Genomic DNA, 13610 nt, shown 5'->3' with positions numbered 1-13610 from the left:
GAGTCCTGATGGAATGTGAAATCGGTGAAGAGGCAGGCCGGCGGGTCAGTAGCGCGGGACGCTGGCATCGCGCTGCTCGGACCACGCGTTGATGCCGCCCTGCAGGTTGACGACCTGCGTGAAACCGTTCTGCGCCAGGAAGTTGGCCACCTGCTGGCTGCGCGCGCCGTGGTGGCACAGGCAGGCCACAGGCTGGTCGGCCGGCAGCTCTTCCTTGAGATCAACAATCCGCGCAGCGACGGCGCGCATCGGAATGTGCAGCAGCCGGAAGCCGTCTTCCTTGACCGACGCCGTCTGCACTTCCCATGGCTCACGCACATCGAGCACGATGGGTGTTGGGCCGTCGGCCGGCAGGCTGGCAAGCCAGGCGGGGAAATCGGCAGGGGACAGTTGGTCAATCATCGGAACGGCTCGGTTTAAAAGTTGAATTTGGACGGTTCAGGGAAGTGGAGCAGGCGAGGTGCGACCGTGTCCCAGCCTTGGGTGGTGCGGAAGGCGGCGTCGCCGACGCGGGTGACCAGCGTGGCGCGCATGACGGGCTCAAAACCCACGATGGCGCTGAGCCGGCCGCCGATTTTCAGCATCGCCAGCAGGGCGGGAGGCACATCGGCGACCGAGCCGCTGAGCACGATCACGTCGAAAGGGCCGCTCAGCGGGTCGCTGCCAGCCACCGCCTGGCCGAGTTTGGCGGCGCCGTCGCCGGTGCGGACTTCGGCGTTGTAGACACCGGCTTTTTTCAGGTTGTCCCGGGCCAGTTGGGCCAGGTCGGGGTCGATCTCGAGCGTGATGACCTGCTGGGCGCGGTGCGCCAGCAGGGCGGCCATGTAGCCGGAGCCGGCGCCGATTTCCAGCACTTTTTCATGTTTTTGCACCGCCAGGTCCTGCAGGACGCGCGCCTCCACCTTGGGCGCCAGCATGCATTGGCCGGGTTTGGTGCCCAGCGGGATCTCCATGTCGGCAAAAGCCAGGGCCCGCATCGCGGGCGGCACAAAGTCCTCGCGCTTGACCACGGCCAGCAGGGAAAGGACCTGGCTGTCCAGCACTTCCCAGGGGCGGATCTGCTGCTCGATCATGTTGAAACGGGCTTGTTCGTAGTTCATGGTGTGGCCTGTAATAAACGGTGGGACTGTCGGGGAAAACCCATCATTTTAGTTGGGGGGCAACCACAGGGGCGGGCAGGGCGCGCCGGCCGCTAAAGATTCGCTTGAACCATTGCGCCAGGTCATCCAGGTAGCAGTAAGTCACCGGCACCACCACCAGCGTCAGCAGCGAGGAGGTGATGACGCCGCCAATGACGGCCTGGCCCATGGGCGCGCGCTGCTCGGAGCCCTCGGTCAGCGCAAAGGCCAGCGGCACCATGCCGAAAATCATGGCCAGCGTGGTCATCAAAATCGGGCGCAGGCGCACGCGGGCGGCCGTCAAGAGGGCTTCGCTGCGCTCCATGCCTTCATCCCGCATGCGGATCGCAAAGTCGACCAGCAAAATCGCGTTCTTGGTGACCAGGCCCATCAGCATCACCACGCCGATGATGGAAAACATCGACAGCGTCGAGCGGAACAGCAGCAGCGCCAGCACTACGCCGATCAGCGTGAGCGGCAGCGAGGTCATCAGCGCCATGGGCTGCAGAAAGCTCTTGAACTGGCTGGCCAGGATCATGTAGATGAACAAAATCGCCAGCACCAGCGCCGAGATCGCATAACCGAAGGACTCGGCCATGTTTTTCGTCGAGCCGCCAAACTGGTAGCGGTAGCCGGGCGGAAAGCTGATGCTGTCGAGCGCCTTGCGGATATCGGTGGAGACCTCACCGGCCGAGCGGTTGTAGACGTTGGCATTGATGGCGACTTCGCGTGTCAGGTCGCGCCGGTTGATCTGGTTCGGACCGGTGGCTTCCTTCACCGTGGCTACCTGGCTCAGGCGCACCGTGCGGGACGAGCCGTCGGGGTTGCTGCCGATGACGCTGCTGATGAAGGGCAGGCGCTCCAGGTCCTGCGGGGCGTTGCGGGAATCGGGCGCAAGCCGCACGTTCACGTCGTAGGTCTGGTCATCGGGCGCGCGCCAGTTGCCCACCGTCTGTCCGGCCACCAGGGTGCGCAGCGACGCTGCGATCTGCGAGACCGACAGGCCGAGGTCGGACGCGGCGTCACGTTTGACGTCCACTTCGATCGTCGGTTTGTTGGCCTTGAGGCTGGAGTCCAGGTCCACCAGGCCGGGAATGCCGCTGATTTTGGCCATCACCAGGCCGGTCAGGCGCTCCAGCTCTTTCAGGTCGGCGCCCTGTAGCGAGAACTCCACCTGCTTGTTGCCGCCCACCGCGTCGAGCAGGCCGACGTGTGTCACGGTGATGCCGGGAACCTGCTTGAGCCGCTCGCGCAGCACGCCGGACATTTCGTCCACGTTGCGGCTCCTGGCCTTGCGGTCCACCAGGCGCACGTAGATGCTCGCGTACATCTTGCCCTGCGCACTGCCGGTGTTGATGGTGGACAGTGTGTATTTCACTTCGGGAAATTCCCGCAGAATGGTTTCGACCTGCCGTGTCTTGGCCTCGGTCGCCTCCAGCGACGAACCCACCGGCGTGTAGAAATTGAGCGAGGTTTCCGAGAAGTCGGCCTTGGGCACAAACTCGGTACCGAGCAGGGGCACCATGAAAACGCTGGTCACGAAAATTGCCAGGGCCAGACCCACGGTGGCCAGCCTGTGCACCAGGGACCAGCGCAGAATGCGCTGGTAAGTCTCGGCCAGCGAGTCGGTGGCGCGTTCGAACCAGCCGGTGACGCGGCCTATGGTCCGGTCGTAAAAAGTAACTGGCTTGCCGTGCTGGCCGTGCGCATGAATGCTCGGGTCGTGCCAGATGCTCGAGAGCATGGGATCCAGCGTGAAGCTGACAAACATAGAGATCAGCACCGCCGCCACGATGGTGACGCCGAACTCGTGGAAGAACTTGCCGATGATGCCGCCCATGAAACCGATGGGCAGGAACACCGCCACGATGGAAAACGTGGTGGCCAGCACCGCGAGGCCGATTTCCTGCGTGCCCTCCATTGCCGCCTGGTAGGGCAGCTTGCCCATCTGCACATGGCGCACGATGTTCTCGCGCACCACAATCGCATCGTCGATCAGCAGGCCCACACACAGGCTCAGCGCCATCAGCGTGATCATGTTGATGGTGAAGCCGAACAGGTTCATGAACAGGAAGGTGCCGATGATGGAGATCGGCAGCGTCAGGCCGGTGATCACCGTGGAGCGCCATGAATTCAGGAACAGGAAAACGATCAGGATGGTCAGCAACGCGCCTTCGATCAGCGTGCGGCGAACGTTTTCAACCGCAACCCGGATGGGCCGCGAGCCGTCGCCAATCTGCTCCAGCCGCGTGCCGGACGGAAGCTGGCCCTCCAGCTCCTTGATCGCCTTGTTCAGTCCGTCCACCACCGCAATGGTGTTTTCGCCCTGGGCTTTTTGCACCGTGAGCAACAGCGTGCGCTGGCCGTTGTACAGCGCCAGGCTGTCGATCTCCTGCGAGCCGTCGCGGATGGTGGCGACCTGGTCCACAGTGACGCTGCTGCCTGCGCCGGCGGCGGACACCTTGCGTGCCACGATGATCTTGCCGAAGTCTTCGGGCCGTTTCATGCGGGCGTCGATTTTCACCACGCGTTCCTGCGCCAGCGAACGGATGGCGCCCACCGGCAGGTCCTGGTTTTCGTTGCGCACGGCGCTGGCCACCTGGTCGGCCGTGATGCCCAGCGCTTCCATCGCCTGCGGGTTCAGGTAGATGTTGATTTCGCGCTTGCTGCCGCCCACCAGGCTGACCGAGCCGACGCCGCGCACGTTCTCAAGCCGCTTCTTGAGCACCTGGTCGGCCCAGTTGGTCAGTTCGACGGCGGTGGGCAGGGCCGCTGTGCCTGCCGCGACAGGCGTTTTGCCATCTGCGCCTGCCGCCATCGGCAATACGGCGACCGACCAGATGGCACGGTTGGCCGGATCGAAGCGCAGCACGCGCGGCTCCTTGACCTCGTCACGCAGCAACGGACGCAGCGAAGCGATCTTTTCGCGCACGTCTTCCGCGGCCTTGCGGCCGTCGATCTGCAGCTGGAATTCGATGATGACGACCGACTGGCCTTCGTAGCTGCGCGAGGTCAGCGCGTTGATGCCGGCGATCGAGTTGACGCCTTCCTCGATTTTTTTGGTGACTTCGCTTTCGACGATCTCGGGCGAAGCGCCGGGGTATTCGGTGGTGACCACCACCACCGGAAAGTCAATGTTCGGAAACTGGTCAACCTGCAGGCGCTGGTAAGAGAACAGGCCCAGCACCACGATGGCGAGCATGACCATGGTCGCGAAGACCGGATTTTTCAGGCTGACCTGGGTGAACCACATACCAGCTTAAGGCGCGGTTTTGGCGGAGGCTGGCGCAGCGGGTGCAGCCTGGGTCCAGGCGGGCGCCTGCGTGAACTTCACCGCCGTGCCCTCGCGCAAGGCGCCCACCGCGCCGGCGATCACCACCGCGTTTTCCGCCAGCCCCTTGACCGCCACCAGGGTGCCGCTGCCCGGTTCTCCGCCACTGCTGCCGCGCAGGCCCAGCTCCACCGGCTTGTGCACCACCTGGTTGTTTTCAACTACCTGCACATAGGGCGCGGGCTTGTCGGTGCGCACGGCGCTTAGCGGCACGGCCAGGGCCGACAGGCGCGTCGTGCCCAGCGTGCCCTGTGCAAACAGACCCTGGCGCAGACCCAGGGAAGGAACCTGGTTGTCGATGCCCAGGTACACCAGCACGCTGCGGCTGCCGCCCTGGGCGCTGGGGTTGATGCGTGCCACCGTCGCCTTGACGGTTTGCGCGCTGCCTTCGATCTGCAACACGGCGCTCTGGCCGGGGCGCACCGTCAGCGCATCGGCCGCGCTCAGGCTGGCTTCCATTTCCAGCCGGCTCAGGTCCACAATTTCCAGCACCCGCACGTCCACCCCGAGGCGCTCACCGGGCTGGGCCAGGCGCTGCGCCACCTGGCCCGACAGGGGTGCGCGCAGCACCGTGTCGTCCAGCGATTTTCTGGCCACCTCGGCCGCGGCGAGTGCGGCCCGGTGGTTGGCTTTGGCCGCGTTGAGATTGGCCAGCGAGGCGTCGAGCGCGGTTTTGGAAATGAAACCCTGGTTGACCAGGGCCTGGTTGTTGTCGTACTGGCGCTGCACGATGTCGATCTGCGCTTTGGCCGAATCGGCCTGCTCCTGCGCCTGCCGCATGCGCGACTGGTACTCGCTGGCGTCGATGCGTGCCAGCACCTGCCCGGCCTTGACGGTGTCGCCTTCCCGCACCGTCAGGCCCTGCAGTTCGCCGGCCACCCGCGTCTTGACGAAGGCCGAGTTGACGGCCTTGAGCGAACCCGACACAGGCAGCCCCTGGCTCAGCTCCATGGTTTTGACCTGGAACACATCGGTCGCGGCCAGTTCGACCACGGTTTGCGCCTTCGCGGCCGTGGAATTGGCCAGCGCCTGCTGCTGTTTTTTGCGTGCCGCCAGCGTGCCCCACACGGCCGTGGCCAGCAGGAGCAGCAGGACGAGGGCGATAACCCATTTGATCCAGGGTTTCATTTTTTTGCCTTGCCAGTGGTGGGGGCGGGCGCCACGCAGATCCCGTGGAGGATGGTGTCGACCTGGGTGGCGATGTATTTGGTGGCGTTGCCCGGCAGGCTGGGGTCGGCGCAGGTGCCCGCGGAATGTTTGGCCAGAATCAGGAAGATCATGGGCGCAATCACGCTGTAGATGGCGTAGTCCAGGTCCATCGGCCGGAATTCGCCCCGGTCGATGCCGCGCTGCATGATGCGGCGAAACAGCGCCTGGCCGGGCTCGATGACTTCCTGTTGATAGAAAGCGGTGATTTCGGGGAAATTGCCGGCTTCGCTCATCATCAGTTTGGTGATGCCCGAGGCCCGGGTGGCGCCCACGCGCTCCCACCACACCGTCATGCAGTAGGCCAGCATCTCGGCAGCCGTGCCTTCAAAACGCTCGAACTCGTCGTTCCACTCCTTGAAGCGCCCCGAGATGTTTTCGCGCACCACGGCCTTGAGTAGTTCTTCCTTGCTCTGGAAGTAAAGAAACAGCGTGCCCTTGGACACGCCGGCGCGAGCCGCCACTTCCTCGGCGCGGGTCGCGGCAAAACCTTTTTCGACAAACAGGTCGAGCGCAGCGTCCAGCAGTTCGCCGGGACGCGCTTCCTTGCGCCGCTCGCGTTTGGCCGAGAGTGTGGCGGTGGTATCGCTGAGGAATTTGGAGATGGACATTAGTTACTGACTGACTGGTTAGTAATGTAGTGCCTTGCTCCCGGTCCGTCAAGGGACCCATCCACTTTATCCGGGCTCAGCCAAGTGAAGGTGGGGTAAAGCTTGCGGCAGATCAAGGCCGGGCAATGCGCAGGGCCAGCCATTCCTTGAGTACCAGCCGCGAAGCATCCAGGCCATCGCCGGACGGCAGCCATTCCAGCACACCGTTGCGGCGGGGCAGCATGAAACCCATGGGCGCGGCGGTCACGGTGAAACCGGCGCGCTCGAACGCCATCACCGAACGCGGCATGTGCCAGGCGTGGGTGACCAGCGCGATCCGCTGCACGCCGTCCTTTTGCAGCAACGGCCTGAGCAGGCTGGCGTTTTCCGCCGTGTCGCGCGAGCGGTCGTCGATCCAGCGCAGCTTCATGCCGTAGTCCCGCTCGGCCATGCGGCGGGCGACTTCGCCTTCCGACAGGAGTTGTGCGTCGGCCGCGCCCCAGCCCATGCCGCCGGCAAACGCCACCGGCAGGCCGGTCTGGCGTGCCAGCCAGGCGCCGTAACGCAGGCGCATGGCCGCGGCGGGGGAGGACTGCGCCTCGCCGTACTCGGGTGCGACGGGGTGAACGCCGCCGCCCAGCACCACGATGGCCTGCACACCACCGCTTTTCAGCGCGGCGGCCGTCACCGGCGTGTACTGCGGCACGAGTGTGTGCGCCAGCCACACGGCGACCGCATGGCAACTCAGGAACCAGAGCAGGGCAAGGCCGGCAAAGGCCAGCAGCAGGCCAGGCGTCTTTTTTCGGGTAGCCAGCAGCAGGCCCAGCAGGGCGAGCAGCAGGGGCGCCGCGGGCGGCAACACCAGCGTGGCGAGAATCGGCTTGAGTTCACCCAGGGACATCATTCAAAATGCTCTCAAATAGATAGCTGCTTGCGCAAGTGCGGAAAGGGCTGGAGGCCAATTTGATCCTTGAACTTCAGAAACAGGTTGCCGGATGGGCGGCAGGACGGTCAAAGGGTTTTCCGGTTTGCCGGATGATCGATGCCTGAATTCAATACCATTCGGCCTGGCCCGCAAAAACAAGCCGGAACCGACCGATCGTAACCAAACAAGGATCACCCATGACACAAGACCCATCGAACGGCACCAGCCTGCAGACCATCACGCTGGGCGGCGGCTGCTTCTGGTGCACCGAAGCGGTGTTTGTGCAGGTGCGCGGCATCGTGGACGTCGAGTCGGGCTACAGCAACGGCCATGTCAACAACCCGACCTACGAGCAGGTGTGTACCGGCACCACCGGGCACAACGAGGTCGTCAAGCTGGTCTATGACCCGGCACAGATCAGCCTGCGCGCGATTCTTGAAATTTTCTTTGTGATTCACGACCCGACCACGCTGAACCGACAGGGCAACGACAGCGGCACGCAATACCGCAGCGGCATTTATTACTCGACACCGGAGCAGAAGCAGGTGGCCGAAGACATGGTCCATGGGTTGAACGCGCAAAAGCTGTTTGGCAAGCCGGTGGTCACCGAGGTAGTGCCGGTCAGTAATTACTCGCCGGCCGAGGAATACCACCAGGACTTCTTCGAGAAAAACCCGAACCAGGGCTACTGCATGGCGGTGGCAGGGCCCAAGGTCGCCAAGTTCCGCAAGACGTTTTCGGAATACGCCAAAAGCTGAAGGGGGGCCGTCGGTGCGGCCCGCGGTCGTCGCACGCTTGACACGGGCGCAAGGCACCAGGTGTTGCACCAAGCAGGCTGGTTCCTTGCTGTTTCTGGTGCACACAGCCCTTGTCTGGTGCAAATTCATGTTGCTTGACGCGGGGAAACCCTCGGTTTGGTTGATGAGTCAAATGTCCTATTGACAGAACAATAGGACTGTTTCTACCATCGGCGCATGTCACCCGCATTGCCCATGACGAAGTACCACCAGATTTATCTGGTGCTCCGCGAGCAGTTGCATGAAGGCCGATTCTCCGACGGGTTTCCCGGCGAGCTGGCGCTGATGCAGCAGTTCGGCGTGGCGCGCGTCACGGTGCGTCGTGCGCTGGAGCAACTGGCGTCCGAGGGCTTGATCGCGCGCGAGCCGGGTCGTGGCACGCGGGCGCTGGACGTCGGTGCTTCTCCGGCCGCAGCGCGCGGCCAGGCGGGGCAGCAGCGGGCCCAGCTCACCGGCCTGCTGGAAAACCTGGTCAGCATGGGGCTGAAAACCTCGGTCAACGTGCTCGAGGTGGAACTGGTGACCGCGTCTGCCAGTGTTGCCAGTGCCCTGCAACTCAAGCCGGGCAACCCGGTGCAGAAAGCGATCCGGGTGCGCAGTACACGGGAAGGCCCGGTCTCCCACATCACGACGTATGTTCCGGCAGACATCGCCCGCAAGTTCGGGCGGCGCGAGCTGGCCAGAAAACCGATTCTCGTGCTGCTCGAAGAGTCCGGAGTCAAGGTCGGCCGTGCCCACCAGACCATTTCCGCGCGACTGGCGGATGTCATGGTGGCCAGACATCTGGACGTCGCTGTCGGCTCGGCCTTGCTGGCCGTACGCCGTCTGGTCTACGACGACCAGGACCGCCCGATTCAATGGCTGCATGGCTTGTACCGCCCGGACAGGTATGAGTATGAAATGCAGTTGTCGCGCGTTGGCAGCATCGATGCCAAGGTGTGGGTCAGCAAAGAGTTGTCCGCCAAGTTTCATTAACCCACTTTAGGAAAATGCCATGAGTACACGTCGCCATTTCATGTCCCAATCTGCTGCGGCCGCTTCGGCTCTGGCATTTCCCCTGGTCGGGGGCGCGCAGCCCAAGTCCATCAAGGTCGGTGTGCTGCATCCCGTCACCGGGGCGCTGGCCTATTCGGGCCAGCAGTGCCGCCTGGGCGCGCTCATGGCCATCGAGGACATCAACAAGGCCGGAGGCATCAAATCCATGGGCGGCGCCAAGCTCGAGGCGCTGCTCGGTGACGCGCAGTCCCAGCCGCAGGCCGGTGTTGCCGAGGTTGAAAAGATGAATGAAGCGGGCGTGTCCGCCGTCGTCGGCGCCTTCGCCTCGGCGATCTGCCTGGCCACCACCCAGGCGGCCGCCAAATACAACCTGCCGCACGTGGTCGATGTCGGCGTGGCCGACCAGATCGTCGAGCGTGGCCTGAAGAACACCTTCCGCTTCGGCCCCGGCTACCGCAAATGCGCCGAGACCGCCGTGGCCAACCTGCATGTGCTCAACACCGCTGCCGGCAAGCCTGCGAAAACCGTGATGATTGTTCACGAAGAGTCGCTGTTCGGCACCGGCACGGCCAACCTGCTGGCGCGCGAGCTGCCCGGCTACGGCTACGAAGTCAAGGAAGTGATCAAACACGCGAACCCGACGCGCGACTTCAACAACATCGTGCTGCGCATGAAGGCGGTCAATCCCGACATCGTGATCCCGGCCAACTACTACAACGAGTACGCGCTGCTGGTGCGCACCATGCAGCAGCAGAAGGTCACCCCCAAGGCGATTTATTCGGTACTGGGTGGTGCGGCTTCGAGCTACAAGTTCGTCAAGGAGTTTCCGGACGCGGCCAACGGCATCATCGACTGCAACCACTGGTTCAACCCCAAGGACAAGCGCTCGGCCGAACTCAAGAAGCGGGTCGAGGCCCAGGGCCTGTTCTTCAGCTACGAGGTGTTCATGACCTACACCTCGATGCGTCTGCTGGCCGATGCCATCGACAAGGCCAAGTCAGCCGACCGTGCGGCCATCATCAACGCGCTGCAGAACAGCACCTTCTCCGATCACATCATGCCCTACGGTGCGACCAAATTCGTCAACGGACAGAACACGGGTGCCCAGCCGTTGATGACGCAGGTTCTCAAGAACGACATCAAGGTCATCATCCCGCGCGACTACCGCGAAGCCGATCCCCTGTTCCCGCTGCGGGCCTGAAAAAGCACCGTTCGCACCGTGCCTGCGCCAGCGCCTTCATGCGCCTGGCCGGGCCCGGCGCCAGCGGCTGTGCCACTTTCCTGTGTGACCCATGTTTGACCTCAGCATCCTCTTTCCCTCCCTGCTCAATGGCGTGACCACGGGCGCGGTCTATGCGCTGATCGCGCTGGGCCTGACCCTGATCTACGGCGTGCTGCACATCATCAACTTTGCCCATGGGGCGGCCCTGATGATCGCGCTGTATGCCGTCTACATGCTCAAGCAGCACCTGGGCATCGACCCCTACCTGGCGCTGCCGCTGGTCGTGCCCGGCATGTTTGTGCTTGGTTATGCGCTGCAGCGCCTGATCATCAACCGTGCCAGCCATGGCAAGGACGAAAACATCCTGCTCGTGACGCTGGGCCTGTCCATCATCCTGGAGAACGCGGCCCTGCTGTTCTTCAAGTCCGACACCCGCACCATCGACACGGCCTACACGCTGACCACCGTGGCCATCGGCCCGGCCATGATTGCGCTGCCCAAGCTGGTGGCCTTCGCCGGTGCGCTGGCGGTGTCCGGCCTGCTGCTGTGGGTGGTGGGCAGGACCGACCTGGGCCGTGCGATCCGCGCGGTCGCCAAGGAAAAACACGGCGCCAAGCTGATGGGCATTGATGTTGATCATGTCTATGCCATGAGTTTTGGCATCGGCCTGGCCTGCCTGGGCGCTGCCGCCTGCTTCCTCTTGCCGGCCTATTACGTGAACCCGCAGGTCGGCAGCGGCTTTGTGCTGGTGTCCTTCACCATCGTGGTGCTGGGCGGCATGGGCAGCTTTGGCGGCGCCTTGCTGGGCGGCCTGCTGATCGGCGTGGTCGAGTCGCTCGGCGGTTTGTACCTCGGTGAGTCGCTCGGACAGATCGGCATTTTTGCCATCTTCATTGCGGTGCTGCTGTTTCGCCCGCAGGGCCTGTTTGGAGCCAAGGCATGAGCAGCAGCATGAAAGATTTGACCGGCATTGTGCTGTTTGTGGCGCTGGTCGCCAGCATTCCGCTGGTGACCGATTCCGGCGTGATCCTGAACTTCGTGATGATGGCGCTGTACGCGGCCCTGCTGGCCCAGGCCTGGAACATTCTGGGCGGCTTTGGCGGGCAGTTCTCGTTTGGCCACGCGCTGTTCTTCGGCACCGGCGCCTACATCCAGGCCATCGCCCAGCTGCAGGGCGGGCTCAACGCCTGGCTGGCGCTGGTCCTGGCGGTGGCCGGCAGCGCCGGGGTTGGTGTTTTTGTCGGCGCGCTGTCGTTTCGCTACGGCCTCAAGGGTTCGTATTTCGCGCTGGTGACGCTGGCCTTTGCCGAGGTGTTCCGCATCCTGGCCCTGTCCGTGCCCTTCACTGGCGCCGGCGTGGGTCTGATGCTGCCGCTGCAGGAGTCCTTTGCCAACATGCAGTTCGGTTCGCGCAAGGGCTACATCTACGTCGTGCTCGGCTTTGTTGCGGCCGCACTGCTGGTGAGCTGGTGGCTCAAGAACTCGCGCTTTGGCGCCTACCTGCAGGCGGTGCGCGACAACGAGGACGCGGCGCGCGCGATTGGCGTCAGCCCGTTTGGCATCAAGCTCGGCGCGATTGCGCTGTCGGGTGGCTTCATGGGGGCGGGCGGCGCTTTTTATCTGCAGGTGTTCCAGTACATCGACCCCGGCATTGCCTACGGCGCCCACACCTCGGTCGAGGCGCTGGTCGCCGCCATTGTCGGTGGCCTGGGCACGCTCTGGGGTCCGGTGCTGGGCGCGCTGGTGCTGCATGTGCTGGCCGACATCACGCGCAACCTGTTCGGCGAATTGCCCGGCATCAACATGGTAATTTATGGCGTGGTGCTGGTGGCGATCGTGATGTTCATGCCGCGCGGCATCGGCGGACTCGGCGCGACGGCCCGATCGCTGTGGCGCGGGCGTGCACGCCAGAAAGGAGGCCGCGGTGGCTGATTCCCTGCTCTCCATCCAGGGCCTGTCTCGATCCTTTGGCGGCCTGCAGGCCGTGCAGAACGTGAGCCTGGACGTTCCGCGAGGCAGCCTGACCGCCCTGATCGGCCCCAACGGCGCAGGCAAGACCACGCTGTTTGCGCTGATGTCCGGCTTCCTGAAGCCCGACAGCGGCAGCGTGGTGTTCGACGGCCAGGACATCACCGGCCGTGCGCCGCACCTCAATGCGCGCCAGGGCATGACGCGCACTTTCCAGATCGTGCAGCCGTTTGCCACGCAGACCGTGCGCGAGAACATCGCCGTCGGTGCGCACCTGCATCTCAAGGACAGACGCAGCGCCCTGAGCCAGGCCGAGGAGGTCGCCGCCCGCGTCGGCTTGACGGCCCTGCTCGACAAGCCCGCGTCCGATCTCACCGTGGCCGGCCGCAAGCGGCTCGAGCTCGCACGGGCGCTCGCGACGCGGCCGCGCCTGCTCTTGCTCGACGAGGTGCTGGCTGGCCTGAACCCGCAGGAAATCGCCGAGATGATCCCGGTGGTGCGCGGCATCGCGCAGAGCGGCGTGACCGTGCTCATGATCGAACATGTGATGCAGGCCGTGATGAACCTGGCAGAACATGTCTGGGTGCTGGCCCAGGGCCAGCTGATTGCGCAGGGCACGCCGGCCGTTGTCACCGCCGACGAGAAAGTGGTCGAGGCCTATCTCGGCCATGGCACGGCAGCGCGCCTGCGTGCGGCCGCATTGGCAGGAGCCGGGACATGAGCGCTTTATTGGAAATCCGGGGCCTGCGCGGTGGTTACGGTCAGGTGGAAGTGCTGCGCGGCGTGGACCTGGGGGTGCAACCCGGCGAAATGGTCGCGCTGCTGGGCAGCAACGGCGCCGGCAAGTCCACGCTGAACAACGTGATCTGCGGTATCTACCCGGCTTGGGCCGGCAGCGTGGTTTTCGACGGTCAGGACCTGAGCCGCGCGCACTACCGCGATGTGGTGAAGGCCGGCCTGATCCAGGTGCCGGAAGGGCGCAAGGTGTTTCCCAACCTCACGGTGCTGGAAAACCTCGAACTCGGCTCCTTCACGCGTGCGCGTGAACGCCGTGCCATCAACCTCGAGAAGGTCTTCGGCATTTTCCCCCGCCTCAAGGAGCGCCTGCCGCAATTGGCCGGCACCATGAGCGGCGGCGAGCAGCAGATGCTGGCGATCGGCCGCGGCCTGATGGCCGAACCGCGCCTCTTGATCCTCGACGAACCGTCGCTGGGTTTGTCGCCGCTGCTGGTCGACGAGATGTTCGGCCTGATCCGCAAGCTGCGGGACGGCGGCTTGGCCATATTGCTGGTCGAGCAGAACGTCGGCCAGTCGCTGGAGATCGCCGACCGGGCCTATGTCATGGAAAACGGCGGCATCCGGTTTTCGGGCAAGCCGGCGGAGCTGCTCGGCAGCGACGAGTTGCGCCGCGCCTACCTGGGCCTTTGATTTCTGATGCCGGATGCCGCTTCTGGAGA

Annotated in this window: 13 protein-coding genes; 7 read left to right on the top strand and 6 right to left on the bottom strand. The window is 64.2% G+C overall.

The window, feature by feature from the left end:
• Window positions 1-45: 45 nt before the first annotated feature.
• From AAG813_RS00565 to AAG813_RS00540, 6 genes are all read right to left on the bottom strand, one after another.
• Window positions 46-402, bottom strand: a complete 357-nt coding sequence (locus tag AAG813_RS00565) for a rhodanese-like domain-containing protein (protein ID WP_341910713.1) — start codon at window positions 400-402, stop codon at window positions 46-48.
• A gap of 14 nt (window positions 403-416) precedes the next feature.
• Window positions 417-1100: a protein-L-isoaspartate O-methyltransferase gene (locus AAG813_RS00560; protein WP_341910711.1), complete on the bottom strand. Its 684-nt coding sequence runs from the start codon at window positions 1098-1100 to the stop codon at window positions 417-419.
• A 43-nt stretch (window positions 1101-1143) separates the two neighbouring features.
• Window positions 1144-4371, bottom strand: coding sequence for an efflux RND transporter permease subunit (locus tag AAG813_RS00555; protein ID WP_341910708.1), 3228 nt, complete (start codon window positions 4369-4371; stop codon window positions 1144-1146).
• A gap of 6 nt (window positions 4372-4377) precedes the next feature.
• Window positions 4378-5577 (bottom strand): efflux RND transporter periplasmic adaptor subunit, encoded by a 1200-nt coding sequence (locus AAG813_RS00550; protein WP_341910706.1) that lies wholly within the window; start codon window positions 5575-5577, stop codon window positions 4378-4380.
• Window positions 5574-6266 carry a TetR/AcrR family transcriptional regulator gene (locus AAG813_RS00545; RefSeq protein WP_341910704.1) on the bottom strand — a complete coding sequence of 231 codons (693 nt, stop codon included), beginning with the start codon at window positions 6264-6266 and terminating at the stop codon, window positions 5574-5576. Before AAG813_RS00545 ends, AAG813_RS00550 begins: the two co-directional genes overlap by 4 nt.
• 112 nt (window positions 6267-6378) lie before the next feature.
• A complete protein-coding gene (locus AAG813_RS00540) occupies window positions 6379-7149 on the bottom strand; it encodes a YdcF family protein (protein ID WP_341910701.1) in 771 nt (256 codons plus the stop codon).
• A 218-nt stretch (window positions 7150-7367) separates the two neighbouring features.
• On the opposite strand from AAG813_RS00540, the gene msrA reads away from it, so the two are divergent.
• The 7 genes from msrA to AAG813_RS00505 all read left to right on the top strand — a co-directional run bounded on the left by msrA (window position 7368) and on the right by AAG813_RS00505 (window position 13581).
• Window positions 7368-7928 (top strand): peptide-methionine (S)-S-oxide reductase MsrA, encoded by a 561-nt coding sequence (gene msrA, locus AAG813_RS00535; protein WP_341910698.1) that lies wholly within the window; start codon window positions 7368-7370, stop codon window positions 7926-7928.
• Window positions 7929-8144: 216 nt separating this feature from the next.
• The gene (locus tag AAG813_RS00530; RefSeq protein WP_341910696.1) at window positions 8145-8942 is read left to right on the top strand and encodes a GntR family transcriptional regulator; all 798 of its coding nucleotides are present in this window, start codon (window positions 8145-8147) and stop codon (window positions 8940-8942) included.
• A gap of 19 nt (window positions 8943-8961) precedes the next feature.
• The gene (locus AAG813_RS00525) at window positions 8962-10164 is read left to right on the top strand and encodes an ABC transporter substrate-binding protein (RefSeq protein WP_341910694.1); all 1203 of its coding nucleotides are present in this window, start codon (window positions 8962-8964) and stop codon (window positions 10162-10164) included.
• Between the two features lie 91 nt (window positions 10165-10255).
• On the top strand, window positions 10256-11128 hold the full coding sequence (locus tag AAG813_RS00520) for a branched-chain amino acid ABC transporter permease (protein ID WP_341910692.1): 873 nt from the start codon (window positions 10256-10258) through the stop codon (window positions 11126-11128).
• On the top strand, window positions 11125-12117 hold the full coding sequence (locus AAG813_RS00515; protein WP_341910690.1) for a branched-chain amino acid ABC transporter permease: 993 nt from the start codon (window positions 11125-11127) through the stop codon (window positions 12115-12117). Before AAG813_RS00520 ends, AAG813_RS00515 begins: the two co-directional genes overlap by 4 nt.
• Complete coding sequence (locus AAG813_RS00510; protein ID WP_341910687.1) at window positions 12110-12874, top strand: ABC transporter ATP-binding protein; 765 nt, start codon at window positions 12110-12112, stop codon at window positions 12872-12874. The genes AAG813_RS00515 and AAG813_RS00510 overlap by 8 nt, the downstream gene beginning before the upstream one ends.
• Complete coding sequence (locus AAG813_RS00505) at window positions 12871-13581, top strand: ABC transporter ATP-binding protein (protein ID WP_341910686.1); 711 nt, start codon at window positions 12871-12873, stop codon at window positions 13579-13581. Before AAG813_RS00510 ends, AAG813_RS00505 begins: the two co-directional genes overlap by 4 nt.
• The last annotated feature ends 29 nt before the right edge of the window (window positions 13582-13610 follow it).

Origin of the sequence: Polaromonas sp. YR568, assembly GCF_943371715.1 — a bacterium.
In the GTDB taxonomy this organism is placed as follows: domain Bacteria; phylum Pseudomonadota; class Gammaproteobacteria; order Burkholderiales; family Burkholderiaceae_C; genus Polaromonas.
The sequence above is the reverse complement of the archived record's forward strand: the minus strand, read 5'-3'. Positions and strand labels throughout refer to the sequence as shown.

What these genes read in the sequence shown, in the direction of transcription:
- AAG813_RS00525 (WP_341910694.1), top strand. Translation starts at nt 8,962, where the DNA reads ATGAGTACACGTCGCCATTTCATGTCCCAATCTGCTGCGGCCGCTTCG.
- msrA (WP_341910698.1), top strand. Translation starts at nt 7,368, where the DNA reads ATGACACAAGACCCATCGAACGGCACCAGCCTGCAGACCATCACGCTG.
- AAG813_RS00520 (WP_341910692.1), top strand. Translation starts at nt 10,256, where the DNA reads ATGTTTGACCTCAGCATCCTCTTTCCCTCCCTGCTCAATGGCGTGACC.
- AAG813_RS00505 (WP_341910686.1), top strand. Translation starts at nt 12,871, where the DNA reads ATGAGCGCTTTATTGGAAATCCGGGGCCTGCGCGGTGGTTACGGTCAG.
- AAG813_RS00515 (WP_341910690.1), top strand. Translation starts at nt 11,125, where the DNA reads ATGAGCAGCAGCATGAAAGATTTGACCGGCATTGTGCTGTTTGTGGCG.
- AAG813_RS00560 (WP_341910711.1), bottom strand. Translation starts at nt 1,100, where the DNA reads ATGAACTACGAACAAGCCCGTTTCAACATGATCGAGCAGCAGATCCGC.
- AAG813_RS00540 (WP_341910701.1), bottom strand. Translation starts at nt 7,149, where the DNA reads ATGATGTCCCTGGGTGAACTCAAGCCGATTCTCGCCACGCTGGTGTTG.
- AAG813_RS00530 (WP_341910696.1), top strand. Translation starts at nt 8,145, where the DNA reads ATGTCACCCGCATTGCCCATGACGAAGTACCACCAGATTTATCTGGTG.
- AAG813_RS00545 (WP_341910704.1), bottom strand. Translation starts at nt 6,266, where the DNA reads ATGTCCATCTCCAAATTCCTCAGCGATACCACCGCCACACTCTCGGCC.
- AAG813_RS00555 (WP_341910708.1), bottom strand. Translation starts at nt 4,371, where the DNA reads ATGTGGTTCACCCAGGTCAGCCTGAAAAATCCGGTCTTCGCGACCATG.
- AAG813_RS00550 (WP_341910706.1), bottom strand. Translation starts at nt 5,577, where the DNA reads ATGAAACCCTGGATCAAATGGGTTATCGCCCTCGTCCTGCTGCTCCTG.
- AAG813_RS00565 (WP_341910713.1), bottom strand. Translation starts at nt 402, where the DNA reads ATGATTGACCAACTGTCCCCTGCCGATTTCCCCGCCTGGCTTGCCAGC.